22 protein-coding genes are annotated in these 23,503 nt (G+C 62.8%); 17 read left to right on the top strand and 5 right to left on the bottom strand.

Annotation, left to right across the window (positions count from 1 at the left end):
* Nucleotides 1–19: 19 nt before the first annotated feature.
* On the bottom strand, nt 20–997 hold the full coding sequence (locus J4D28_RS27960; RefSeq protein ID WP_007926352.1) for a dipeptidase: 978 nt from the start codon (nt 995–997) through the stop codon (nt 20–22).
* Nucleotides 998–1,224: 227 nt separating this feature from the next.
* Here J4D28_RS27960 and J4D28_RS27955 point away from each other — a divergent pair, with 227 nt between their 5' ends.
* From J4D28_RS27955 to J4D28_RS27940, 4 genes are all read left to right on the top strand, one after another.
* Nucleotides 1,225–1,626: a lysozyme inhibitor LprI family protein gene (locus tag J4D28_RS27955; RefSeq protein WP_028684186.1), complete on the top strand. Its 402-nt coding sequence runs from the start codon at nt 1,225–1,227 to the stop codon at nt 1,624–1,626.
* Nucleotides 1,627–1,856: 230 nt separating this feature from the next.
* Complete coding sequence (locus J4D28_RS27950; protein WP_009051238.1) at nt 1,857–2,111, top strand: type II toxin-antitoxin system RelE/ParE family toxin; 255 nt, start codon at nt 1,857–1,859, stop codon at nt 2,109–2,111.
* Complete coding sequence (locus tag J4D28_RS27945) at nt 2,050–2,418, top strand: helix-turn-helix domain-containing protein (RefSeq protein ID WP_050999738.1); 369 nt, start codon at nt 2,050–2,052, stop codon at nt 2,416–2,418. Before J4D28_RS27950 ends, J4D28_RS27945 begins: the two co-directional genes overlap by 62 nt.
* A gap of 33 nt (nt 2,419–2,451) precedes the next feature.
* Nucleotides 2,452–2,868, top strand: a complete 417-nt coding sequence (locus J4D28_RS27940; RefSeq protein WP_009051240.1) for a DUF3010 family protein — start codon at nt 2,452–2,454, stop codon at nt 2,866–2,868.
* Between the two features lie 98 nt (nt 2,869–2,966).
* Here the strand turns inward: J4D28_RS27940 and J4D28_RS27935 are convergent, their stop codons facing one another.
* A complete protein-coding gene (locus tag J4D28_RS27935) occupies nt 2,967–3,914 on the bottom strand; it encodes a GlxA family transcriptional regulator (protein WP_016704212.1) in 948 nt (315 codons plus the stop codon).
* 193 nt (nt 3,915–4,107) lie between these two features.
* On the opposite strand from J4D28_RS27935, the gene choX reads away from it, so the two are divergent.
* The 7 genes from choX (at nt 4,108) to aac(6') (ending at nt 10,255) form a co-directional block, all read left to right on the top strand.
* Nucleotides 4,108–5,052, top strand: coding sequence for a choline ABC transporter substrate-binding protein (gene choX, locus J4D28_RS27930; protein WP_016704214.1), 945 nt, complete (start codon nt 4,108–4,110; stop codon nt 5,050–5,052).
* A 73-nt stretch (nt 5,053–5,125) separates the two neighbouring features.
* Complete coding sequence (locus J4D28_RS27925; protein ID WP_009051243.1) at nt 5,126–6,013, top strand: 3-keto-5-aminohexanoate cleavage protein; 888 nt, start codon at nt 5,126–5,128, stop codon at nt 6,011–6,013.
* Nucleotides 6,014–6,212: 199 nt separating this feature from the next.
* Entirely contained in the window at nt 6,213–7,178 is a 966-nt protein-coding gene (locus J4D28_RS27920) for an L-carnitine dehydrogenase (protein ID WP_101283797.1), read from the top strand.
* A gap of 144 nt (nt 7,179–7,322) precedes the next feature.
* A complete protein-coding gene (locus J4D28_RS27915; RefSeq protein WP_103331619.1) occupies nt 7,323–7,799 on the top strand; it encodes a thioesterase family protein in 477 nt (158 codons plus the stop codon).
* A gap of 165 nt (nt 7,800–7,964) precedes the next feature.
* On the top strand, nt 7,965–9,128 hold the full coding sequence (locus J4D28_RS27910) for a gamma-butyrobetaine dioxygenase (protein WP_103331618.1): 1,164 nt from the start codon (nt 7,965–7,967) through the stop codon (nt 9,126–9,128).
* Between the two features lie 357 nt (nt 9,129–9,485).
* The gene (locus tag J4D28_RS27905) at nt 9,486–9,746 is read left to right on the top strand and encodes a hypothetical protein (protein WP_007925996.1); all 261 of its coding nucleotides are present in this window, start codon (nt 9,486–9,488) and stop codon (nt 9,744–9,746) included.
* Between the two features lie 62 nt (nt 9,747–9,808).
* Nucleotides 9,809–10,255: an aminoglycoside 6'-N-acetyltransferase gene (aac(6'), locus tag J4D28_RS27900; RefSeq protein ID WP_103331617.1), complete on the top strand. Its 447-nt coding sequence runs from the start codon at nt 9,809–9,811 to the stop codon at nt 10,253–10,255.
* Here aac(6') and J4D28_RS27895 read toward each other — a convergent pair whose 3' ends face one another.
* Together J4D28_RS27895 and J4D28_RS27890 are read right to left on the bottom strand one after the other, a co-directional pair.
* The gene (locus J4D28_RS27895; RefSeq protein WP_009045963.1) at nt 10,256–11,350 is read right to left on the bottom strand and encodes a GlxA family transcriptional regulator; all 1,095 of its coding nucleotides are present in this window, start codon (nt 11,348–11,350) and stop codon (nt 10,256–10,258) included.
* 571 nt (nt 11,351–11,921) lie between these two features.
* Nucleotides 11,922–13,298, bottom strand: a complete 1,377-nt coding sequence (locus tag J4D28_RS27890) for an L-serine ammonia-lyase (RefSeq protein ID WP_009051249.1) — start codon at nt 13,296–13,298, stop codon at nt 11,922–11,924.
* Between the two features lie 426 nt (nt 13,299–13,724).
* Between J4D28_RS27890 and J4D28_RS27885 the strand changes: the two genes are divergently transcribed.
* From J4D28_RS27885 to choV, 3 genes are all read left to right on the top strand, one after another.
* Complete coding sequence (locus tag J4D28_RS27885) at nt 13,725–14,681, top strand: choline ABC transporter substrate-binding protein (protein WP_009051250.1); 957 nt, start codon at nt 13,725–13,727, stop codon at nt 14,679–14,681.
* Between the two features lie 70 nt (nt 14,682–14,751).
* On the top strand, nt 14,752–15,597 hold the full coding sequence (choW, locus tag J4D28_RS27880) for a choline ABC transporter permease subunit (protein ID WP_007925985.1): 846 nt from the start codon (nt 14,752–14,754) through the stop codon (nt 15,595–15,597).
* A complete protein-coding gene (choV, locus tag J4D28_RS27875; RefSeq protein ID WP_016704219.1) occupies nt 15,594–16,772 on the top strand; it encodes a choline ABC transporter ATP-binding protein in 1,179 nt (392 codons plus the stop codon). The genes choW and choV overlap by 4 nt, the downstream gene beginning before the upstream one ends.
* Nucleotides 16,773–17,061: 289 nt before the next feature.
* Here the strand turns inward: choV and betT are convergent, their stop codons facing one another.
* The gene (betT, locus tag J4D28_RS27870; RefSeq protein WP_103331616.1) at nt 17,062–19,059 is read right to left on the bottom strand and encodes a choline BCCT transporter BetT; all 1,998 of its coding nucleotides are present in this window, start codon (nt 19,057–19,059) and stop codon (nt 17,062–17,064) included.
* Between the two features lie 424 nt (nt 19,060–19,483).
* Between betT and betI the strand changes: the two genes are divergently transcribed.
* From betI to betA, 3 genes are all read left to right on the top strand, one after another.
* Nucleotides 19,484–20,077 (top strand): transcriptional regulator BetI, encoded by a 594-nt coding sequence (betI, locus tag J4D28_RS27865; protein ID WP_009051253.1) that lies wholly within the window; start codon nt 19,484–19,486, stop codon nt 20,075–20,077.
* Nucleotides 20,078–20,190: 113 nt separating this feature from the next.
* Nucleotides 20,191–21,663: a betaine-aldehyde dehydrogenase gene (gene betB, locus J4D28_RS27860; RefSeq protein WP_016704222.1), complete on the top strand. Its 1,473-nt coding sequence runs from the start codon at nt 20,191–20,193 to the stop codon at nt 21,661–21,663.
* 167 nt (nt 21,664–21,830) lie between these two features.
* Nucleotides 21,831–23,503: choline dehydrogenase (betA, locus tag J4D28_RS27855; RefSeq protein ID WP_207246498.1), on the top strand; the 1,673-nt coding region annotated here is incomplete at its 3' end.

Below are 23,503 nucleotides of genomic sequence, written 5' to 3'. Positions count from 1 at the left end.
GTGCAGTGGAAGGTTGGCGTTATTCGCCCCAGACGTCCTTGAGGACGTTGACCCAGTTCTCGCCCATGATCTTGCGCACCACACGCTCGGAGTGACCGCGCTTGAGCAGGGTCTCGGTGAGGTTGGGGAACTCGCCCACGGTGCGGATGCCCAGCGGGTTGATGATCTTGCCGAAGTTGGTCAGGCGACGGGCGTAGCCCTTGTCGTGGGTCAGGTATTCGAAGAAGTCCTGGCCATGGCCCTGGGTGAAGTCGGTGCCGATGCCGATGGCGTCTTCGCCGACGATGTTCATGGTGTATTCGATGGCTTCGGCGTAGTCGTCGATGGTCGAATCGATGCCCTTGGCCAGGAACGGCGCGAACATGGTCACGCCGACGAAACCGCCGTGGTCGGCGATGAACTTCAACTCTTCATCGGACTTGTTGCGTGGGTGCTCCTTGAGGCCCGACGGCAGGCAGTGGGAATAGCAGACCGGTTTCTTCGATTCGAGGATGACTTCCTCGCTGGTCTTGGAGCCGACGTGGGACAGGTCGCACATGACGCCGACGCGGTTCATCTCGGCGACGATCTCGCGACCGAAGCCCGACAGGCCGCCGTCGCGCTCGTAGCAGCCGGTACCCACCAGGTTCTGGGTGTTGTAGCACATCTGCACGATACCCACGCCCAGCTGCTTGAACACCTCGACGTAGCCGATCTGGTCCTCGTAGGCGTGGGCATTCTGGAAGCCGAAAAGGATGCCGGTCTTGCCCAGCTCCTTGGCCTTGCGGATGTCGGCGGTGGTGCGCACCGGCATCACCAGGTCGCTGTTCTCGCGGATCAGCTTCTGGCTGGAGGCAATGTTGTTGACCGTGGCCTGGAAGCCCTCCCACACCGACACGGTGCAGTTGGCCGCGGTCAGGCCGCCCTTGCGCATGTCTTCGAACAGCTCACGGTTCCACTTGGCAATGATCAGCCCGTCGATAACGATGCTGTCGGCGTGCAATTCGGCTGGGCTCATCAGGCAGTCCCCTTATTGGCAATTCATGCGCCGAATCGTCTGCCGGCGCTTTGGGGTCAGCATATGCCTCGGTGCCCGGGCAGCCGGGTGCAAAAACGACAGGGGAATTGCCGAAAGCGTCAATCCGCGACAAAGGGTCTGCCGGGCGTCCCTTGCCCCATCTGTTCTTTGTCATGCGCATGGGCCAGAATCCGCCGCATCACTGGATTAGAGGGGGCTGCGACGCAATGAAATCGATCTTCCTGGCTTTGGCACTGCTGGCGACTGGCGCACAGGCGGCTGAAGAAGCCGACAACTCCCCGTGCGACAGCGTCGAACAGGACCAACAGACTCTGGAATGCGCCACTTTCAACAAAACCACCGCCGAGCAACTGCTGAGCGACAACCTGCAGGGCCTGCTCGAACGCCTGGGCACGCAATACGGCAGCGACAAGGCGCATCTGGCCGACATCACCGCCAAGGTCCAGAACGCCCAGCAGCTGTGGCAGAAACAGCGCGACGCCGACTGCGCCATCGACACCTTCCCCGCCAAGCCCGGCAGCAAGGCCTACGCCATTGCCCAGGCCGATTGCCTGGCGCGCATGAGCGATGAGCGGTCGGAGTTTCTGGAGTCGATCGGGCAGGAATAGACCCGACTGATGCCTCTGCGGCAACCGTCATGACGTCATCGCGAGCAAGCTCGCTCCTACAGGTATGGCGCAACGCCTGTAGGAGCGAGCTTGCTCGCGAAAATCCCCTGACCTTCCCCTCCCCCCAGCTGTAACAAGCCATGAGCAATACCTGGACAAGGTTCTCGCCTTGGCCCGCAGGCGAATATAAGCAAAGATTGCTTAATCTTATAAAAGGCTTATATTCGTTCATGAACAGCATCCTGTGGACCCGTAAGGCCGTCAAACAACTGCTGCGATTGCACAGCGCCCATCAGGTACAGATCCGCGATGCGGTGACCTTGCTCGGCGACATGCCCGATACCGGCAACGTCAAGGCACTCAGCGGCCACACCTATGCCTACCGCCTGCGAGTGGGCAACTATCGAATCCTGTTCGACTGGGATGGCGCTATCCGAGTGGTCAGTATTCAAGAGGTCAAGAAACGTGACGAACGCACCTACTGACATCCAGATCATCAATGGCACGGACGGCAAGCCGGCGTTCGTGGTGATCCCTTATGCGCACTATGTGGCGCAACAGCAGGAGCCGGACCTGATCCCCCATGACGTGGTCAGCCGCATCGTTGACGGCGCCACGCCAATCCGCGCCTGGCGCGAACACCTGCACCTGACCCAGGACGAGGTCGCCAGGCGCCTGGGCATTTCCCAGCCGGCCTTCGCCCAGCAGGAAAGCGTCGCCAAGCCCCGACGCGCCACCCGCGAGAAGATCGCCGCGGCCTTTGGCATTCGCGCCGACCAGCTGGAACTGTAAGCTGCACGCCATTCACCGAGAAAAGGTTTTCCCATGAGCATCTGCGGCATCGAAATCAAAGGCAGCGAAGCCATCTTCGCCTTGGCCACCCTGCAAGACGGCACGGCGCAGCACCTGGCCAACGCCTGCAAGAAAATCGCCCTGGACGACGATGACGAAGCCGCCAACGTCAAAGCCTTCGCCACCCAGGTCGCCGCCTTCGTCCGCGACAACGGCATCAGCCGCATCGCCATCAAGAAACGCAGTAAAAAAGGCGAATTCGCCGGCGGCCCGACCACCTTCAAGATCGAAGGCGTGTTCCAGCTGCTGGACAACTGCGAGGTGACCCTGCTGTCGCCGCAGACCATCAATGCGCAGAACAAAAAACACAACTTCGACCTGCCGGCGACGCTGAACAAGTATCAGCATGAGGCGTACAAGACCGCGTGTGCGGCGCTGCTGAAAAAATAACCCTGCGTAGGAGCGAGGCTTGCCCGCGATGGCGGTTTGTCTGACGCTGCGCGTTGCCTGCATCGCGAGCAAGCTTCGCTCCTACAGGATCAGGTCGCTCAGGCCTTCAGGCTTTGGCGCCGGTCTTCCCGCGGGCACTGGGCAAAACGCGCGCGATAGCTGCGGGTGAAATACGAGGGTGACTCGAAGCCGCAGGCGATGCTGACTTCCAGCACGCTCATGTCGGTCTGGCGCAGCAGTTGCCGGGCCTTTTCCAGGCGCAGCCCCAGGTAGAAGTTGCTCGGGGTGTCGTTCAGGTGCAGGCGGAACAAGCGTTCGAGCTGGCGTCGGGTGACCTTGATCGACTCGGCCAGTTGCAGGGTGCTCAGGGGCGGCTCGCTGTGTTGCTCCATCTCGCCGATCACCTGCACCAGTTTCTTGTTGCGGATACCGTAGCGGGTGGCGACTTCCATGCGCTGGTGGTCCTTGCGCGGGCGGATGCGCCCGAGCACGAATTGTTCACTGACCTGGATCGCCAGCTCCGGGCCGTGGGCCTGGCCGATCAGGTCGAGCATCATGTCGATGGACGCGGTGCCGCCGGCCGAGGTGATGCGCCGCCGGTCGATCTCGAACAACTCCTGGGTCACGCTGAGCTGCGGATAGGACTCCTTGAACGCCTCGATCGCTTCCCAGTGCAGGGTCACGCGGTGGCCTTCGAGCAGCCCGGCTTCGGCCAGGACCACGCTGCCAGTGTCGATGCCGCCCAGGGTCACGCCTTCCACATCCAGGCGTCGCAACCAGTGCACCAGCGCCGGGGTGACGAACTTCAGTGGCTCGAAGCCGGCCACCACCAGCAGGGTCGCGCCCTTCTTCAACGGCTCCAGCGCCGCATCGGCGTTGACCGACATGCCGTTGCTCGCCAATACCGCGCCGCCATCGGCGCTCAGCACATGCCAGCGATACAGCTCGCCGCGAAAGCGATTGGCCACGCGCAGCGGCTCGATGGCCGAGATGAACCCGATGGCCGAGAAGCCCGGCATCAGCAAGAAATAGAAATCCTGGGACATGGAACGCACTCGGATGACGGGCAGCGTGGCCACTGTGATACGCCGTTTCCACGCCGGGTTCAAGACGAAGGTCGCTGCAGTGCAAGAGCCGGTCGCCGCTGTGCGTTTTCAGCGCCCGCCGGCTGCGTAACGTGGCATCACCGGCGCACATAGACGCCGGGACCGACAATAACGACCTGCCGAGGAAACCTTCATGAAACGACTGATCAGCAGTTGCGTCCTTGCACTCAGCGGTACCGTCTTTCTCAGCTCCGGCGCGATGGCCGCCGACGCCGCCAGCTGCCAGAACGTGCGCCTCGGCGTGGTCAACTGGACCGATGTGATTGCCACCAGCGCCATGGCCCAGGTACTGCTCGACGGCCTCGGCTACAAGACCAAGCAGACCAGCGCCTCGCAGCAGATCATTTTCGCCGGCATCCGCGACCAGCGCCTGGACCTGTTCCTCGGCTACTGGAACCCGCTGATGACCCAGACCATCACCCCGTTCGTCGACGCCAAGCAGGTCAAGGTGCTGGCCGAGCCCAGCCTCAAGGACGCCCGCGCCACCCTCGCCGTGCCCACCTACCTGGCGGACAAGGGCCTGAAGACCTTCGCCGACATCGCCAAGTTCGAGAAAGAGCTGGGCGGCAAGATCTACGGCATCGAGCCCGGCTCGGGCGCCAATACCCAGATCAAGGCAATGATCACCAAGAACCAGTTCGGCCTGGGCAAATTCCAGCTGGTCGAATCCAGCGAGGCCGGCATGCTCGCGGCGGTGGATCGCGCGGTACGACGCAAGGAAGCCGTGGTGTTCTTCGGCTGGGCGCCGCACCCGATGAACGTCAACGTGCAGATGACCTACCTCACCGGCAGCGACGACGCCCTGGGCCCGAACGAAGGCATGGCCACGGTGTGGACCGTTACCGCGCCGACCTATGCCGAACAGTGCCCGAACGTCAGCCGGCTGCTGAGCAACCTGACCTTCAGCGCCGAGGACGAGAGCCGCATGATGCAGCCGCTGCTCGACCACAAGGACGCCCTGGAGTCGGCCAGGCAATGGCTGGCCGACCATCCGCAGGACAAGCAGCGCTGGCTCGAAGGGGTCACCACCTTCGACGGCAAGCCGGCCGCCGGCAACCTGAAACTGACTAGCCAATAACCACCCCGAACTCCCTCTGCGCAGCGCCAAACCGCTGCGCAGCGACTCACCACGCCTGTAAGGAACCCGCACCATGAACCACGACGTCATCATCACCTGCGCACTCACCGGTGCTGGCGACACGACCGCCAAGAGCCCCCACGTGCCGGTCACCCCGAAACAGATTGCCGCCGCCGCGGTGGAAGCGGCCAAGGCCGGCGCCACCGTGGTCCACTGCCACGTGCGCAACCCGCAAACCGGCAAGTTCAGCCGCGATGTCGCGCTGTACCGGGAAGTGATGGAGCGCATCCGCGAAGCGGACGTCGACATCATCGTCAACCTCACCGCCGGGATGGGCGGCGACCTGGAGATCGGCGCCGGCGAGAACCCGATGGAGTTTGGCCCCAATACCGACCTGGTCGGCCCGCTGACCCGCCTGGCCCACGTCGAGGAGCTGCTGCCGGAGATCTGCACCCTGGACTGCGGCACCCTGAACTTCGGCGACGGCGACACCATTTACGTGTCCACCCCGGCGCAACTGCGCGCCGGCGCCAAGCGCATCCAGGAGCTGGGGGTGAAGGCCGAGCTGGAAATCTTCGACACCGGCCACCTGTGGTTCGCCAAGCAGATGATCAAGGAAGGCCTGCTGGACGACCCGCTGTTCCAGCTGTGCCTGGGCATTCCCTGGGGCGCGCCGGCCGACACCACCACCATGAAGGCCATGGTCGACAACCTGCCGGCGGGCGCGGTCTGGGCCGGCTTCGGTATCGGCCGCATGCAGATGCCAATGGCCGCGCAGGCGGTGCTGCTGGGCGGCAACGTGCGGGTCGGCCTGGAGGACAACCTGTGGCTGGACAAGGGTGTGCTGGCGACCAACGGCCAGCTGGTGGAACGCGCCAGCGAGATCCTCAGCCGCCTCGGCGCCCGCGTCCTGACCCCGGCCGAGGGCCGGGCCAAGATGGGCCTGAGCAAGCGCGGCTGATCCCGAAGGCGGTTGCCTGTAGCCGCTGCCGAGCCCGCGAGGCTGCGCACGGCTGCAATGCAGCCGCCACAAGGGCGACCACGAGTTACCTGATCCACCGCGCCGACCGGCCTTACGACTGCTGCGCAGCCGCACGCAGCCTCGCGTTGCTCGGCAGCGGCTACAGATATGTTCACTTTTGACTTTCAGGAAACCTGTCATGAGCTTTATCACCGAGATCAAAACCTTCGCCGCCCTGGGCAGCGGTGTCATCGGCAGCGGCTGGGTAGCGCGCGCCCTCGCCCACGGCCTGGACGTGGTGGCCTGGGACCCGGCGCCCGGCGCCGAGGCGGCCCTGCGCAAGCGCGTGGCCAATGCCTGGGGCGCCCTGGAGAAACAGGGCCTGGCACCGGGCGCGTCGCAGGATCGCCTGCGCTTTGTTGCGACCATCGAGGAGTGCGTGAAAGACGCCGACTTCATCCAGGAAAGCGCCCCGGAACGCCTGGAACTGAAACTCGAGCTGCACGCCAGGATCAGCGCCGCGGCCAAGCCCGATGCGCTGATCGGCTCCAGCACCTCCGGCCTGCTGCCGAGCGAGTTCTACGAGAGCTCCACCCACCCGCAACGCTGCGTGGTCGGCCACCCGTTCAACCCGGTGTACCTGCTGCCGCTGGTGGAAGTGGTCGGCGGCAAGAACACCGCGCCAGAAGCCGTGCAGGCCGCGATCAAGGTCTATGAATCCCTCGGCATGCGCCCGCTGCATGTGCGCAAGGAAGTCCCGGGCTTTATCGCCGACCGTCTTTTGGAGGCGCTGTGGCGCGAGGCCCTGCACCTGGTCAACGACGGCGTCGCCACCACCGGCGAAATCGACGACGCGATCCGCTTCGGCGCCGGCCTGCGCTGGTCGTTCATGGGTACCTTCCTGACCTACACCCTGGCCGGGGGCGATGCCGGCATGCGGCACTTCATGGCCCAGTTCGGCCCGGCCCTGCAGCTGCCGTGGACCTACCTGCCGGCCCCGGAACTGACCGACAAGCTGATCGACGACGTGGTCGAAGGCACTGCCGAGCAGCTCGGCACACACAGCATTTCGGCGCTGGAGCGCTATCGTGATGACTGCCTGCTCGCCGTGCTCGACGCGGTGAAAACCACCAAGGCCAAGCACGGCATGAGCTTCAGCGAATAACCCCCATCCCTGTAGCCGCTGCCGCAGGCTGCGATCGGCTCCGAAGGAGACGCGCTCATGCGGCCCTCGGAAGGCTCTTCGAGCCTTATCGCAGCCTGCGGCAGCGGCTACAGGTTCAGCCCGCCATTTTCGTGAGCCCATGACATGCCTGCACTCACCACCTACACCACCCGCATCAGCCCCGACTGGGTCGATTACAACGGCCACCTGCGGGACGCCTTCTACCTGCTGATTTTCAGCTACGCCACCGACGCCCTGATGGACCAGCTGGGCATGGACAGCAACCACCGCGAAGCCAGCGGCAACTCGCTGTTCACCCTGGAGCTGCACCTCAATTACCTGCATGAAGTGAAGCTCGATACCGAGGTCGAAGTGCGCACCCAAATCATCGGCCACGACCGCAAGCGCCTGCACCTGTACCACAGCCTGCACAAGGTCGGTGGCGACCTGGAACTGGCCGGCAACGAGCAGATGCTGCTCCACGTAGACCTCGCCGGCCCGCGTTCGGCGCCGTTCAGCGAGCCGGTGCTGAACAGGTTGCGAGCCATCGCCGCCGAGCAGGCCGACCTGCCCGCCCCTGCCTGGATCGGCCGGGTGATTGCCTTGCCGCCGGAAAAATAACCACCCCTGGGTCTGTACGAAAAGTCGGCGAGCGAAGGTCAGGCAAGGCAAAAACAGGCGAGGAAGCGGAGTGTAGGGGCCTACATGAGCATTCCGAGCCTGTTTTTAACGCAGCATGACCGAGCGCAGCCACTTTTCGTACAGAGCCTAAAAAAGGACTGCACCGTGAATACCTCCACCGCTTTTGCCGACTTCCGCAGTTACCCGTTGATCAGCGCGTTGACCGCCGTACAAGCCCTGGCGGACCGTGTTCAGGTGCAGTGGGCCGACGGTCGCTCGAGCCCCTTTCATCATCAGTGGCTGCGCGACAACTGCCCCTGCTCGCACTGTGTCTACAGCGTGACTCGCGAGCAGGTGCTGGAGATAGTCGACGTCGCCGAAGACCTGGCCCCGGCGTCCAGCCGGATCGACGCCCAGGGCTGCCTGAGCATCGCCTGGCAGGACGGCCACCTCAGCCGCTTCGACCCGGGCTGGCTGCGGGCCCATGCCTACGACGATGAAAGCCGCGCCGAGCGCCGTGCGCGCCGGCCGCAAAGCCAGCTGTGGGACAGCCGGCTGCAACTGCCGGTATTCGAATACCAGGCGCTGATGGAGGACCCGCAGGCGCTGCTGCAATGGCTGCTGGCGGTGCGCGATATCGGCCTGACGCAGGTCCGCGGCGCGCCCACCGCACCGGGGTCGCTGGCCCAGGTCGCCAAGCGTATTTCCTTTATCCGCGAGAGCAATTTCGGCGTGCTGTTCAACGTACAGTCCAAGGCCGACGCCGACAGCAACGCCTACACCGCCTTCAACCTGCCGCTGCACACCGACTTGCCGACCCGCGAGTTGCAACCGGGCCTGCAGTTCCTGCATTGCCTGGTGAACGACGCCGAAGGTGGCGAAAGCATTTTTGTCGACGGTTTTGCCATCGCCGACGCCTTGCGCCGCGAAGACCCCGAGGCGTTTCGCGCGCTGTGCGAGATCCCCGTGGAGTTTCGCAACAAGGACCGCCATAGCGACTACCGCTGCCTGGCGCCAGTGATCGCCCTGAATACCGTGGGCGAGGTCGCGGAGATCCGCATGGCCAACTTCCTGCGCGGGCCGTTCGAAGCCTCGGTGGACGACATGCCCCGGCTGTACCGCGCCTATCGACGTTTTATCGCCATGACCCGCGAGCCGCGCTTTCGCCTGATCCAGCGCCTCAACCCCGGCGAACTGTGGTGCTTCGACAACCGCCGCACCCTGCACGCGCGCAACGCCTTCGACCCCGCCAGCGGCGCGCGGCATTTCCAGGGGTGCTACATCGATCGCGACGAGTTGCTGTCGCGAATCCTGGTGTTGCAGCGCTAGACCGCGTCGGTTCTATCGCGAGCAAGCTCGCTCCTACAGGTACGCGCAGTTTCCTGTAAGAGCGAGCTTGCTCGCGAAAAATCTCCCAGGCGGCGCATTTTTCCAGACAAAAAAAGACCCCGATCAAGCCGTGACAGGATCGGGGCAGAGGAGGTTTTCTGAGGAGCCGACACGAGGGTGACCAAACCTTCGATGACCGAGCTGGAATCCAGTGTGCCCAGTCGCCCTCAAGCCAAGTTAGCCGAAAACGACCTGTTCATAGGCATCCCGGCCATTGCGACAATTCGCCCTTGCCGACTGTCCGGACGGCTACCAGAATCGGCTCACGACCACGCTCCCTGAACAAGGATAAGAGTCATGATGCACGCGGATCTGATTGACCAGGACGACCTGCTCGGCCAACTGAGGGCCCTGGGTTTTGAAATGCCAGCCGGCGCCACGGCCGACCAGGCCTGCGAGTGCGCGGTGCGCGGCTTGAGCGATGCCCGGGCCAAGGCCCTCAAGGGCATGGTCGAGCAGATGCTCACCGGCAATGCGACCATCCTGCCGGCCGTGCGCCAGGCCATCGACAAACAGCTGTTGCCGGCCCTGGCCCAGTTCCAGAACAGCCGCGCCTGAGCCTTCGCCGGGAGCGGATCGCGGCGTAGAGTGCGGTACTTGCACACCAAGGAACCGCCCCCATGATTCGAATCGAACCCTGCCAGTCAGCCCATCGATCGGGCTGGCTGTCATTGCGCCAGGCGCTGTGGCCCGACTGCCCGGCCGAGGAACACCTGGAGGAAATCGCCAGCTTGCTGGACGACCCGCGGCGCTATATCAACCTGCTCGCTTATACCGCCGACGGCCAGCCAGTGGGATTGGCCGAAGCTTCGTTGCGGCGCGACTATGTGAACGGCACCGAGCATTCGCCGGTGGTGTTTCTGGAGGGGTTGTACGTCAGCGCCGAACAGCGGCGCCAGGGCATTGCCGAACAACTGATCGACGCCGTCGCCCAATGGGGACGGGATCAGGGCTGCGTGGAAATGGCTTCGGATACCGGCCTGGAAAACCTGTTGAGCCAGACCGTGCACAAGGCGCTCGGTTTCGAGGAAACCGAGCGCGTCGTGTACTTCAGGAAAAGCCTGTGATTACAGCCTGACGCTGGCGAAGGTCGATTCGTTGCGCGCCTGGCTCAGCGAAGACATCGGGCCAGCCAGCACCAGCGCCTGCGGAATCGGCATCATCGCCACCTGTTGAGCGGTGTTGGATCCTACGCGTTCGTCACGCGGTGGAATGCCGAAGTACTCGCGGTAGCACTTGGAGAAGTGCGGCGTGGAGACGAAACCGCAGACCGAGGCCACTTCGATGATCGACATCGGCGTCTGCTTGAGCAACTGGCGGGCACGGATCAGCCGCAGCTTCAGGTAGTAGCGCGATGGCGAGCAGTGCAGGTATTTCTGGAACAGCCGCTCCAGCTGGCGCCGCGATACCGAGACATAGACCGCCAGTTCGTCGAGGTCGATCGGCTCTTCCAGGTTGGCTTCCATCAGCGCGACGATTTCCTGCAACTTCGGCTGGTTGGTGCCGAGCATGTGCTTGAGCGGCACGCGCTGGTGATCCTGCTCGTTGCGGATGCGTTCGTAGACGAACATTTCCGAGATCGCCGCCGACAGTTCACGGCCGTGATCGCGGCTGATCAGGTGCAGCATCATGTCCAGCGGCGCGGTGCCGCCGGAGCTGGTGAAGCGGTTGCGGTCGAGGGTGAACAAGCGAGTGCTCATGGCCACCCGCGGGAAAGCTTCCTGCATCGAGGCCAGGCATTCCCAGTGCACGCTGCAATCGAAACCGTCGAGCAGGCCGGCGCAGGCCAGGGCCCAACTGCCGGTGCAGACCGCGCCGAGACGGCGGGACTGGCGCGCCTGGCTTTGCAGCCACGACACATGCTCGCGGGTCACGGTGCGCTGGATGCCGATGCCGCCGCAGACGATCACAGTGTCCAGGGCGGGGGCTTTGTGCATGGAGGCGTCGGGGGTGATCTGCAGGCCATCACTGGCCCAGACCTGGCCGCCGTCGACGCTGAGGGTGGTCCAGCGATACAGCTCGCGACCGGACAACTGGTTGGCCATGCGCAGCGGCTCGACCGCGGAGGCCAGGGAAATCAGCGTGAAATTGTCCAGCAGCAAAAAGCCGATGGATTGAGGCGCACGGTTCTGGGGTTGAGCCCCGGAGTTGAACGTCGTCATCGCGGTATCTCCTCACACAAAGCAGGTGATGGCCTCAGGCGGAGGCTCTTGTTATTGCCATCATTCTCACGTGGGAGACGGGCTTTGTGATGACAGAGCAATTGCCATGCCTAAAATTGAATGGCCATTCAATAACTCCTGAAAACGACGTCGCGATGCGTCTATATAAGCCGTGCGCAATGTGCGGGTTATCAGTGCCGAATCGGCCGTGGAGGGCCCTGGGCCGGTGGCTGTGAGCAAATCGGTAGCACTTGTGGGAACGGCGAGAAACGTCCCGGGAAAAGAGTGTCACCGCAAGCACAGGCGGGCGCTCAGCCGAGGTGAGTGAAAAACCTGACCGATGAGCCCTTGGACTTACCTGTTTGCGACGCTCCAAAAGGTGGCGAGGGCGTCGCGGGGTGTTCAATTTATGAGCAGAACATTGCCATTGAGGTGGGTGAATTCTGCTTGTGGATGGTGGTGAAATACCGGGCGTCATCGCGAGCAAGCTCGCTCCTACAGGAGAACGCGGCACCTTGTAGGAGCGAGCTTGCTCGCGATGGACCGCGCAGCGGCCCCACTGTTTAAGCCCTCAACACTCCACAGCGCTGACCGCCAACCCGCCGCGCGATGTCTCCTTGTATTTGTCATGCATATCGGCGCCGGTATCGCGCATGGTGCGGATCACCCGGTCCAGGGAAATGAAGTGCTGGCCGTCGCCGCGCAGGGCCATTTGCGCGGCATTGATAGCCTTCACCGCGGCAATCGCGTTGCGCTCGATGCACGGCACCTGCACCAGGCCGCCGACCGGGTCGCAGGTCAGGCCGAGGTTATGCTCCAGGCCGATTTCCGCGGCGTTGCACAGCTGCTCCGGCGACGCCCCGAGAATCTCCGCCAGACCGGCGGCAGCCATGGCGCAGGCAGAACCCACCTCGCCCTGGCAACCGACTTCGGCACCGGAGATCGAGGCGTTCTTCTTGCAAAGGATCCCCACCGCCGCCGCGCCGAGGAAAAAGTCCACCACGTTGGCGTCGGTGACATCCTCGCTGAAGCGCATGAAGTAATGCAGCACCGCCGGAATGATCCCGGCCGCGCCGTTGGTCGGTGCCGTCACCATGCGCCCGCCGGCGGCGTTCTCTTCATTGACCGCCAGGGCATACAGGTTGACCCACTCCATGGCGCTCAGGGTCGAGCCGATCACATTGGGTTTGTTCAATTCCTGCAGGCTGCGGTGCAGCTTGGCCGCGCGGCGCCGCACATTGAGCCCGCCGGGCAGGATGCCTTCATGCTTGAGGCCCTGCTCGACGCAATCCTGCATGGCCTGCCAGAGCTTCATCAGGCCCGCGCGGATTTCCTCCTCCGAACGCCAGACCTTCTCGTTGGCCATCATCAGTTCGGCCACCCGCAGGTTGTGCTTCTGGCACAGGCTCAGCAGCTCCACGGCGCTGGAGAAGTCGTAAGGCAATTCGGTGCGATCCAGGTCCACCACGCCGCTGCTGGCCTGGGCCTCGTCGACGACAAAACCACCGCCCACGGAATAATAGGTATCGCGGTGCAGCTCCCCGGACTCGCCTTCGGCCACCAGGGTCATGGCGTTGGGGTGGAACGGCAGGTTCTCGTCGAGCAGCAGCATGTCGCGCGCCCAGACGAAGGGGATCGGCAGGCGGTTGTCGAGCAGCAGGGTATTGGTTTCGCGCAGGGTCTCGATGCGACCGCCGATCTGCGACGGATCGATCGCATCCGGCCATTCGCCCATCAGCCCCATGATTACCGCGTTGTCGCTACCGTGCCCGATGCCGGTGGCCGACAGCGAACCGTAGAGCCTTACCTCGATGCGGCGCACCTGCTCCAGCAGGTCTTTTTCCCGCAGCGCCTGGACGAACAGCACCGCGGCGCGCATGGGCCCGACGGTGTGGGAACTGGAGGGGCCGATGCCGATTTTGAACAGGTCGAAAACACTGATAGCCATTACTGCGAAACTCCTCGATGAGCACACGCCGGGCGCCCAAACGCCCGGTGGCGAAGCTGCTACGCTCAAGCAGTAATCCGCCGAGATACGCGCATCATCAGGCTTTTGCAGTGTCGTTCGACGTCTCACACCGACTCACTCATGCCCACCAACGCCGTGGCCCGCCGACCTCCGGTTCTGGCCGTTTTTTTGCGGTTCAGATGGGCAAAAAGTGCTGAAAAAAGCTGTAAGCGACCTTACCGACACTGGATGCGACCCTCCCTGTACTGGATACGACGCACCCTGTAGGCGTCAGATTTTCACTGGTACATGATCAGTCTCGACTCGATTGCAAGGCACTGTGGTAGAGCTGTCCCACTCGCCCCAACCGCAACACTTATAAGTGCGGTCAGACACACCGCCAGAAAACACCCAGGAGTCCATCCCATGAAAGGTTCCCCGTCGTTGTTGTTGGCCGCCATGCTGAGTCTGCCGCTTCTGGCGCACGCCGCAGAACCGGCACAATGCAGCACCGTAAACTTCTCCGATGTCGGCTGGACCGACATCACCGTCACCACCGCGACCACCAGCGTGGTTCTCGAGGCACTTGGCTACAAGACCAAGACCACGATGATTTCCGTGCCGGTGACCTACAAGTCCCTGGCCGACGGCAAGAACATGGACGTGTTCCTCGGCAACTGGATGCCGACCATGGAAAACGACATCAAGCCCTATCGCGATGCCGGCACTGTGGAAACCATCCGCGCCAACCTGGAGAACGCCAAGTACACCCTGGCGGTCCCGGAAGAGCTGTACAACAAGGGCCTGAAGGATTTCGCCGACATCGCCAAGTTCAAGAAAGAACTGGACGGCAAGATCTACGGCATCGAGCCGGGTAACGACGGCAACCGCATGATCCAGAGCATGATCGACAAGAACGCCTTCGGCCTGAAAGACGCCGGCTTCAAGGTGGTCGAGTCCAGCGAGGCGGGCATGCTGTCCCAGGTCGAGCGCGCGCAACGGCGCAGCACCGCGGTGGTGTTCCTGGGCTGGGAACCGCACCCGATGAACACCCGTTTCAAGATGAAGTACCTGACCGGCGGCGACGAGTTCTTCGGCCCCAACTACGGCCAGGCGACCATCTACACCAACACCCGCAAGGGCTACGCCGAGGAATGCAGCAACGTTGGTCAGTTGCTGAAGAATCTGTCGTTCACCCTGAATATGGAAAGCACCCTGATGGGTAACGTCCTGGACGACAAGATGAAGCCCGAGGCGGCCGCCAAGGCCTGGCTGAAGAAAAACCCCGAGGTACTCGATACCTGGCTCGCTGGCGTGACCACCATTGACGGAAAACCAGGCCTGGAGGCCGTGAAAGCCAAGCTTGCGCAAGCTGCTAATTAAGTAGGTCGCTTACGCCGGGTGGGTTCGCCCGCCCGGGCTGTTTATTCCTTGCATGCGGACGTTCAATACCATGCTCATTGATCAGAAAATCCCTTTAGGCCAGTACATCGCTGCCTTCGTTGAATGGTTGACGCAACACGGCGCCAACACATTCGATGCGATCGCATCGACCCTGGAAACGATGATCCACGGCGTGACGTTTGCGCTGACCTGGTTCAACCCGCTGGCCTTGATCGGCCTGATTGCCTTGCTGGCGCACATCATTCAACGCAAATGGGGCCTGACGGCCTTTGTCGTGCTGTCCTTCCTGCTGATTCTCAATCTGGGTTACTGGCAGGAAACCATGGAAACCCTGGCCCAGGTGCTGTTCGCCACCCTGGTCTGCGTGCTCATTGGCGTGCCGTTGGGCATCGTCGCCGCGCACAAGCCGATGTTCTACACCATGATGCGTCCGGTGCTCGATCTGATGCAGACCGTACCGACCTTCGTTTACCTCATTCCTACCCTGACCCTGTTCGGTCTGGGCGTGGTGCCGGGCCTGATCTCCACGGTGGTGTTCGCCATTGCCGCGCCGATCCGCCTGACCTACCTGGGCATCCGCGATGTACCACAAGAGTTGATGGACGCCGGCAAGGCCTTTGGCTGCTCGCGCCGTCAACTGTTGTCGCGTATCGAGCTGCCCCACGCCATGCCGAGCATCGCTGCCGGCATCACCCAGTGCATCATGCTGTCGTTGTCGATGGTGGTGATCGCAGCCCTGGTGGGCGCCGACGGCCTGGGCAAACCCGTGGTCAACGCACTGAACACCGCCGATATCGCCCTGGGCTTCGAAGCAGGCCTGGCAATCGTACTGCTGGCGATCATGCTCGACCGTATCTGCAAACAACCCGAAGCCAAAGTAGGGGGTGACGCATGAGCATAATCCGCTTCGATAACGTCGACGTTATCTTCTCCAAGGATCCACGCGAGGCGCTCAAGCTGCTGGATCAGGGCATGAGCCGCAACGAGATCCTGAAAAAGACCGGCCAGATCGTCGGTGTGGAAAAGGCCAGCCTGGACATCGAGAAAGGCGAAATCTGCGTGCTGATGGGCCTCTCCGGCTCCGGCAAGTCGAGCCTGCTGCGCTGCATCAACGGCCTCAACACCGTCAGCCGCGGCAAGCTGTTCGTCGAGCATGAAGGCCGGCAGATCGACATCGCTTCCTGCACCCCGGCGGAACTGAAGATGATGCGCACCAAGCGCATCGCCATGGTGTTCCAGAAGTTCGCCCTGATGCCCTGGCTGACCGTTCGCGAGAACATCAGCTTCGGCCTGGAAATGCAGGGCCGGCCGGAAAAGGAACGGCGCAAGCTGGTGGACGAGAAACTCGAGCTGGTGGGCCTGACCCAGTGGCGCAACAAGAAGCCCGACGAATTGTCCGGCGGTATGCAGCAGCGTGTCGGCCTGGCCCGCGCCCTGGCGATGGACGCCGACATCCTGCTGATGGATGAACCTTTCTCCGCCCTCGATCCGCTGATCCGCCAGGGACTGCAGGACGAACTGCTGGAACTGCAACGCAAGCTGAGCAAGACCATCGTGTTCGTCAGCCATGACCTCGACGAAGCCCTGAAACTGGGCAGCCGCATCGCCATCATGAAAGACGGCCGGATCATCCAGTACAGCAAGCCGGAAGAGATCGTGCTCAACCCGGCGGACGACTATGTGCGCACCTTCGTCGCCCATACCAACCCGCTCAATGTGCTCTGCGGCCGCAGCCTGATGCGCACCCTGGACAACTGCAAGCGCATCAACGGCTCCGTGTGCCTGGATCCGGGTGGCGACTCCTGGCTCGACCTGGCCGAGGGCAACACCATCAAGGGCGCACGCCAGAACGGCGCCAGCCTCGACCTGCAGAACTGGATCCCGGGCCAGGCGGTGGAAGGCCTGGGCCGCAAGCCGACCCTGGTCGACTCCAGCATCGGCATGCGCGATGCGCTGCAGATCCGCTACCAGACCGGCAACAAGCTGGTGCTGCACGACAACAACAAGGTGGTGGGGATCCTTGGCGACAGCGAGCTCTACCACGCGCTGCTCGGCAAGAACCTGGGGTAACAGCGACACGTAAACAAAAACGCCGCGACATCGATCGCGGCGTTTTTGTTTTATTGGGAAAGTCTTCAGCAGGATCGCCCCCTGTTGCAGGAGCCCGCTTGCTGGCGATGGGGGCGTTGCTGATGTTGCGGGGAACCAGGTACATCGCTTCGCGGGCAAGTCGGATCGCCGCCCGCTCGCTCCTACAGAGGCATGCGCTTGCGTCTTCTGTAGGAGCGGCCGGTCGACGCTCGACTGCCCGCGATGAAGGCGACGCGGTGTAACAGGGCTACACCGCGCCCTTCACCTCTTAGCTGTAGACCCGGCCAAGGAGCTGTCGATGGCTTTCGAACTGATCAAGCACGTCACGGGTGATCTGCTCCTGAGTGAAGCCCATCAGGTCGTATTCCTGGCTGCCGTTGTGCAGGTAGACCTCGGCGCGGTAGTAACGCGCACGCTCTTCCGGCGCATCGGCCGATTCGCTCGGCGCCGCCAGATAGCCATCCAGGCTCACTTCATAAACGAAAGGGTTGCCCTCTTCCATCTCGATCCGCACGCCCATGCAGCGCTTGGACTTGCCCAGCAGGGTTTGCACATCCAGGCCCTGGTTGCGCAGCTGGGTAGCGGCTTCTTCCAGTGCCGGCGTCACGTGCTTGTCCATGAAACGCTGGACCACCGCCTGGGTCGGCTGCAGGTCCAGCTGGGTCAGGCGCTCGCTGAAACCACGACGACCACGGGCCGCCAGTTCCGCCTGCTCCTGTTCGATCTGCGTGTCCTGGCGCATGGCCTTGTGCAGGCCGAACATGAAGCACACCAGCACCACCGAGAACGGCAGGCCGGCCAGCACCACCATGGTCTGCATGGCTTCGAAGTTACCGGCGAACAGCAGGCCGATAGTCACCAGGGTGATCACCACCGACCAGAAGATCCGCAGCCAGTGCGGGGCGTCTTCGTCGACGTTGCCGCCCTTGCAAGACAGGTTGGCCATCATCACCGCGCCGGAGTCGGCCGGGGTCAGGAACAGCACGAAGCCGACGAAAATCGACACGCCGATGACAATCTTCGACGCCGGGTAATGATCCAGCAGTTGGTAGATCGCCATGGACGGCTGTTCCAGCGCCGTCTTGCCAAGTTCCACCGCACCGTGGTTCATCACCAGGTCCAGGGCCGAGTTACCGAACACCGACAGCCAGGCCAGGGTGAAGCCCAGCGGAATCAACAGCACGCCCGCCACCAGCTCGCGCACGGTACGGCCACGGGAAATACGCGCGATGAACATGCCGACGAATGGCGCCCAGGAAATCCACCAGGCCCAGTAGAACAGGGTCCACAGGCCCAGCCAGCGGTCGGACTTGGCGTTGTCGCCTTCATACACATAGAGGTCGAAGGTCTTGAGCACCACACCGTTGAGGTAGTCGCCGACGTTTTGCACGAAACCGTTGAGCAGGTGCAGGGTCGGACCAAACAGCAGCACGAAAATCAGCAGGCCGCTGAACAGCACGATGTTCAGGTTGGACAAGCGGCGGATGCCGTTTTCCACACCCGATACCGCAGCGATGGTGGCCACGGTGCTCATGACGATGATCACGATCAGCAGGTTGGTGTTGCTGTGTTCCATGCCGAACAGGTTTTCCAGGCCGGAAGACACCTGCATCGAACCGATGCCCAGGTTGGTCACCAGGCCCAGCAGGGTCACGAACATGCCGAAACCATCCACCGCATGACCGGCCGCGCCCTTGACCCAGCGCTCGCCCACCAGTGGGTACAACGCCGAACGCAGCGCCAGCGGCTGGTTGTGGCGGTAGGCAAAGTAGGCCACGGCCAGGCCGACCAGGGCGTAGATCGCCCAGCCGTGCAGGCCCCAGTGCAGGAAAGTCAGCTGCAGCGCCTGGCGCGCGGCCTGGTTGCTGCCCGCTACGCCTTCAGGCGGGTTGAAATAGTGGTCCAGCGGTTCGGAAGCGCCGAAGTACAGCAGCGAGATACCGATACCGGACGAGAACAGCATGCCGGCCCAGGCGCCATAGCTGAAATCCGGGGTGTCTTGCTTGGTCCCCAGCTTGAGCTTGCCGTAGGAGGAAAACGCCAGGCCGACGACGAATACCAGGTAGGCGGCGATCACCACCATGTAGTACCAGCCGAAGCTGCGGGACAACCAGGCCTGGGCAATGCCAAGCAGTCTGCCGGCCTCTTGCGGGGCGATGATCAGAATGGCGGTCAGCAACAGGATCAGCGCGGTAGAGGTGTAGAACACCCAACCGTTGACCCGCACCTTTTCCGGTGGGGTCTTTATAAGAGAGGCAGAACTCATGGCACAGATGCTCCAGGCAGTGCGAGAGAAGAACACAAGGCAACACGGCACCCGACCAATCGGTTAGTTGGCAGCCGACCGACGGGTGATATAAAGACACCCCGAAAAAGCCCGAACCTGCAGGAGTTGCGTTGAGAACCAGCGTCGAAGGCCGAGTGCAAACGTGCAGTTCGTCACCTGGCCTTAAGCGTCTTGCCCATTCAACACATCCGTCCTCGCTGGCTCACGCTATGCCCTGCTTGGGTTTCAGGCTTTTTCGGAGGTCGCTTTTCCGCCATCTACACGCAGGAAGGACCTGGAGGCAGCGACGATTTGTCGCAGATCTTATTCTTTGTTGATTGAACGTTCAATCAAAACAAAATAGACTGGCCCTCACGCCGGTAGCCGTTTTACGACTGCCAGCAGGCCTAAGGAGATGTGCAAGATGCCCAAGGTCGGTATGCAACCCATCCGCCGCCAGCAGTTGATCGAAGCCACGTTGCTGGCGGTCGATCAGGTCGGGATGGGGGACGCCAGCATTGCGCTGATCGCCCGTTTGGCCGGTGTCTCGAACGGCATCATCAGTCACTACTTTCAGGACAAGAACGGCCTGATCGCCGCCACGGCGCAGTATCTGATGAGTGTCCTCAGCGAGAACGTCACCGCGCGCCGTCAGGCGCTGGAGGACAAGAGCCCGCGGGCGCACCTCCAGGTGATCATCGAAGGCAACTTCGACGCCAGCCAGGTCAATGGCCCGGCAATGAAAACCTGGCTGGCCTTCTGGGCCACCAGCATGCACCACCCGTCTTTGCACAGGTTGCAGCGGATCAACGATCACCGCCTGTATTCCAACCTGTGCTGCCAGTTCCGCCGCGTCCTGCCGCTGGATGATGCACGCAGCGCAGCGCGAGGCCTGGCAGCCCTGATCGACGGTTTGTGGTTGCGCGGCGCGCTGTCGGGAGACTCTTTCGACACCGAGCAGGCGCACCGGATCGCTTACGAATACATGGATTTCCAACTGGCTAAGCAGGAGCGCTAGAGCACATTACAAGACGCTCGGCCCCCTGAATTGCCACTGACCAGCGCGCCCAGGCTACACGGCGCGCCCAGTGGTGAACGCCAACCACTTATGCACTTGCGAGGACTATCAACATGGCCCGTTTCGAACTGCAAAAACTCTACATTGACGGCGGCTACACCGACGCCGGCAGCGACGCCACCTTCGACGCCATCAACCCGGCCAACGGTGAAGTCCTCGCTCAAGTGCAACGTGCGACCTTTGATGACGTCGAGCGCGCTGTCGTCAGCGCCGAGAAAGGCCAGAAGATCTGGGCCGCGATGACCGCCATGGAGCGTTCGCGCATCCTGCGTCGCGCCGTGGACATCCTGCGCGAGCGCAACGACGAACTGGCTGCCCTGGAAACCCTGGACACCGGCAAGGCCTACTCCGAAACCAAGTATGTCGACATCGTCACCGGCGCCGACGTGCTGGAATACTACGCGGGCCTGGTACCGGCCATCGAAGGCGAGCAGATCCCGCTGCGCACCACTTCGTTCGTCTACACCCGTCGCGAGCCGCTGGGCGTCGTGGCCGGTATCGGCGCGTGGAACTACCCGATCCAGATCGCCCTGTGGAAATCCGCGCCAGCTTTGGCGGCCGGTAACGCGATGATCTTCAAGCCAAGCGAAGTCACCTCGCTGACCACCCTGAAACTGGCCGAGATCTACACCGAGGCCGGCGTTCCGGCTGGCGTGTTCAACGTCCTGACCGGTAGCGGTCGCGAAGTCGGCACCTGGCTGACCGAACACCCGCGCATCGAGAAAGTCTCCTTCACCGGCGGCACCGACACCGGCAAGAAGGTCATGGCCAGCGCTTCCAGCTCCTCGCTGAAAGACGTGACCATGGAACTGGGTGGCAAGTCGCCGCTGATCATCTTCGACGACGCCGACCTGGATCGCGCCGCCGACACCGCGATGATGGCCAACTTCTACAGCTCCGGCCAGGTCTGCACCAACGGTACCCGTGTCTTCGTACCGAGCCACCTGAAAGCCGCTTTCGAAGCCAAGATCGTCGAGCGCGTCGCGCGCATTCGCGTTGGCAACCCGGAAGACGAAAACACCAACTTCGGCCCGCTGGTCAGCTTCGCCCACATGGAAAGCGTGCTGGGCTATATCGCCAAAGGTAAGGAAGAAGGCGCCCGCCTGCTGTGCGGCGGCGAACGCCTGACCGACGGCGCATTCGCCAAAGGCGCATTCGTGGCACCGACCGTGTTCACCGACTGCACCGACGAGATGACCATCGTTCGCGAAGAAATCTTCGGCCCGGTGATGAGCATCCTGACCTACGAAACCGAAGAAGAAGTGATCCGTCGCGCCAACGACACCGACTTCGGCCTGGCCGCCGGTGTGGTAACCCGCGACCTGAACCGCGCGCACCGCGTGATTCATCAGCTCGAAGCCGGTATCTGCTGGATCAACGCCTGGGGCGAATCCGACGCCAAGATGCCGGTCGGTGGCTACAAGCAGTCGGGTGTTGGCCGTGAGAACGGCATCAGCTCGCTGAACAACTTCACCCGCATCAAATCGGTACAGGTCGAGCTGGGCGACTACGCCTCGGTGTTCTAAGGCGAAACTCGCTTCGCCTGCGAGGCCGCCTTCGCGGGCAAGAACTAGGCGTCCCCCCTGCTCCTACAGAAGCACGCAAATCTCCTGTAGGAGCGGAGCTTGCCCGCGATCGAGTGCGCAGCACTCGCCATGGCCAGACCTGACCAACTCCAAAGAGGGTGCATTCAATGTCCCAAGAATACGATTACATCATCATCGGTGCCGGCTCCGCCGGTAACACCCTGGCGACCCGTCTGACTGAAGACGAAGGCGTCACCGTGCTGCTGCTCGAAGCCGGCGGCCCGGACTACCGCTTCGACTTCCGCACGCAGATGCCTGCGGCGTTGGCATTCCCGCTGCAAGGCCGTCGCTACAACTGGGCCTACGAGACCGATCCAGAGCCACACATGAACGGTCGCCGGATGGAATGCGGCCGCGGCAAGGGCCTGGGCGGTTCCTCGTTGATCAACGGCATGTGCTACATCCGCGGCAACGCCATGGACTACGACGGCTGGGCAAAACTGCCAGGCCTGGAAGACTGGACCTACCTGGACTGCCTGCCGTATTTCCGCAAGGCGGAAACCCGCGACATCGGCCCGAACGACTACCACGGTGGCGACGGCCCGGTCAGCGTGACCACGCCGAAAGCCGGCAACAACCCGCTGTTCCACGCCATGGTCGAAGCCGGCGTGCAAGCCGGTTACCCGCGTACCGAAGACCTCAACGGCTACCAGCAGGAAGGTTTCGGTCCGATGGACCGCACCGTGACGCCTAAAGGCCGTCGCGCCAGCACCGCCCGCGGCTACCTCGACGTGGCGAAAAAGCGTTCGACCCTGAGCATCGTCACCCACGCCCTGACCGACAAGATCCTGTTCGAAGGCAAGCGTGCCGTTGGCGTGCGTTACCTGGTCGGCTCCGCCGAAGAGCGCGTCGAAGCCCGTGCCCGCAAGGAAGTGCTGCTGTGCTCCGGCGCCATCGCCTCGCCACAGATCCTGCAACGCTCCGGCGTCGGCCCGGCCAAGCTGCTGGAAAGCCTGGACATCCCGGTGGTCCACGACCTGCCGGGCGTCGGCGAAAACCTGCAAGACCACCTGGAGCTGTACCTGCAGTACGCCTGCACCCAGCCGGTCTCGCTGTACCCGTCGCTGCTCTGGTACAACCAGCCGGCCATCGGTGCCGAATGGCTGTTCAATGGCACCGGCATCGGCGCCAGCAACCAGTTCGAAGCGGGCGGTTTCATCCGCACTCGCGAAGAGTTCGAATGGCCGAACATCCAGTACCACTTCCTGCCGGTGGCGATTAACTACAACGGCAGCAACGGCGTACAGGAACACGGCTTCCAGGCACACATGGGATCCATGCGTTCGCCAAGCCGCGGCCGGATCCAGCTCAAGTCGAAGAACCCACGCGACTACCCGAGCATCCTGTTCAACTACATGGCCACCGAGCAGGACTGGCAGGAATTCCGCGACGGCATCCGCCTGACCCGGGAAATCATGCAACAGCCGGCACTGGACGCCTTCCGCGGCCGCGAAATCAGCCCGGGCATCGAAGTGCAGACCGACGAGCAGCTGGATAAATTCATCCGCGAGCACGCCGAAACCGCGTTCCACCCATCCTGCTCGTGCAAGATGGGCACCGACGAAATGGCCGTGGTCGATGGCCAGGGTCGCGTGCATGGCATGCAGGGTCTGCGAGTGGTCGATGCCTCGATCATGCCGATCATCACCACCGGCAACCTGAACGCGCCGACGATCATGATGGCCGAGAAAATCGCCGACAAGATCCGTGGCCGTCAGCCTCTGCCACGCAGCAAGGCGGCCTACTACGTGGCGGGCGATGCCCCGGTACGTGGCAAGCC

This window comes from Pseudomonas sp. GW531-T4, from assembly GCF_017349615.1.
Taxonomy (GTDB): domain Bacteria; phylum Pseudomonadota; class Gammaproteobacteria; order Pseudomonadales; family Pseudomonadaceae; genus Aquipseudomonas; species Aquipseudomonas chlororaphis_I.
Note: the sequence above shows the minus strand (reverse complement) of the source record. Positions and strands in the feature narration are given on the sequence as shown.

What these genes read in the sequence shown, in the direction of transcription:
- J4D28_RS27960 (WP_007926352.1), bottom strand. Translation starts at nt 997, where the DNA reads ATGAGCCCAGCCGAATTGCACGCCGACAGCATCGTTATCGACGGGCTG.
- J4D28_RS27955 (WP_028684186.1), top strand. Translation starts at nt 1,225, where the DNA reads ATGAAATCGATCTTCCTGGCTTTGGCACTGCTGGCGACTGGCGCACAG.
- J4D28_RS27950 (WP_009051238.1), top strand. Translation starts at nt 1,857, where the DNA reads ATGAACAGCATCCTGTGGACCCGTAAGGCCGTCAAACAACTGCTGCGA.
- J4D28_RS27945 (WP_050999738.1), top strand. Translation starts at nt 2,050, where the DNA reads ATGGCGCTATCCGAGTGGTCAGTATTCAAGAGGTCAAGAAACGTGACG.
- J4D28_RS27940 (WP_009051240.1), top strand. Translation starts at nt 2,452, where the DNA reads ATGAGCATCTGCGGCATCGAAATCAAAGGCAGCGAAGCCATCTTCGCC.
- J4D28_RS27935 (WP_016704212.1), bottom strand. Translation starts at nt 3,914, where the DNA reads ATGTCCCAGGATTTCTATTTCTTGCTGATGCCGGGCTTCTCGGCCATC.
- choX (WP_016704214.1), top strand. Translation starts at nt 4,108, where the DNA reads ATGAAACGACTGATCAGCAGTTGCGTCCTTGCACTCAGCGGTACCGTC.
- J4D28_RS27925 (WP_009051243.1), top strand. Translation starts at nt 5,126, where the DNA reads ATGAACCACGACGTCATCATCACCTGCGCACTCACCGGTGCTGGCGAC.
- J4D28_RS27920 (WP_101283797.1), top strand. Translation starts at nt 6,213, where the DNA reads ATGAGCTTTATCACCGAGATCAAAACCTTCGCCGCCCTGGGCAGCGGT.
- J4D28_RS27915 (WP_103331619.1), top strand. Translation starts at nt 7,323, where the DNA reads ATGCCTGCACTCACCACCTACACCACCCGCATCAGCCCCGACTGGGTC.
- J4D28_RS27905 (WP_007925996.1), top strand. Translation starts at nt 9,486, where the DNA reads ATGATGCACGCGGATCTGATTGACCAGGACGACCTGCTCGGCCAACTG.
- J4D28_RS27895 (WP_009045963.1), bottom strand. Translation starts at nt 11,350, where the DNA reads ATGACGACGTTCAACTCCGGGGCTCAACCCCAGAACCGTGCGCCTCAA.
- J4D28_RS27890 (WP_009051249.1), bottom strand. Translation starts at nt 13,298, where the DNA reads ATGGCTATCAGTGTTTTCGACCTGTTCAAAATCGGCATCGGCCCCTCC.
- J4D28_RS27885 (WP_009051250.1), top strand. Translation starts at nt 13,725, where the DNA reads ATGAAAGGTTCCCCGTCGTTGTTGTTGGCCGCCATGCTGAGTCTGCCG.
- choW (WP_007925985.1), top strand. Translation starts at nt 14,752, where the DNA reads ATGCTCATTGATCAGAAAATCCCTTTAGGCCAGTACATCGCTGCCTTC.
- choV (WP_016704219.1), top strand. Translation starts at nt 15,594, where the DNA reads ATGAGCATAATCCGCTTCGATAACGTCGACGTTATCTTCTCCAAGGAT.
- betT (WP_103331616.1), bottom strand. Translation starts at nt 19,059, where the DNA reads ATGAGTTCTGCCTCTCTTATAAAGACCCCACCGGAAAAGGTGCGGGTC.
- betI (WP_009051253.1), top strand. Translation starts at nt 19,484, where the DNA reads ATGCCCAAGGTCGGTATGCAACCCATCCGCCGCCAGCAGTTGATCGAA.
- betB (WP_016704222.1), top strand. Translation starts at nt 20,191, where the DNA reads ATGGCCCGTTTCGAACTGCAAAAACTCTACATTGACGGCGGCTACACC.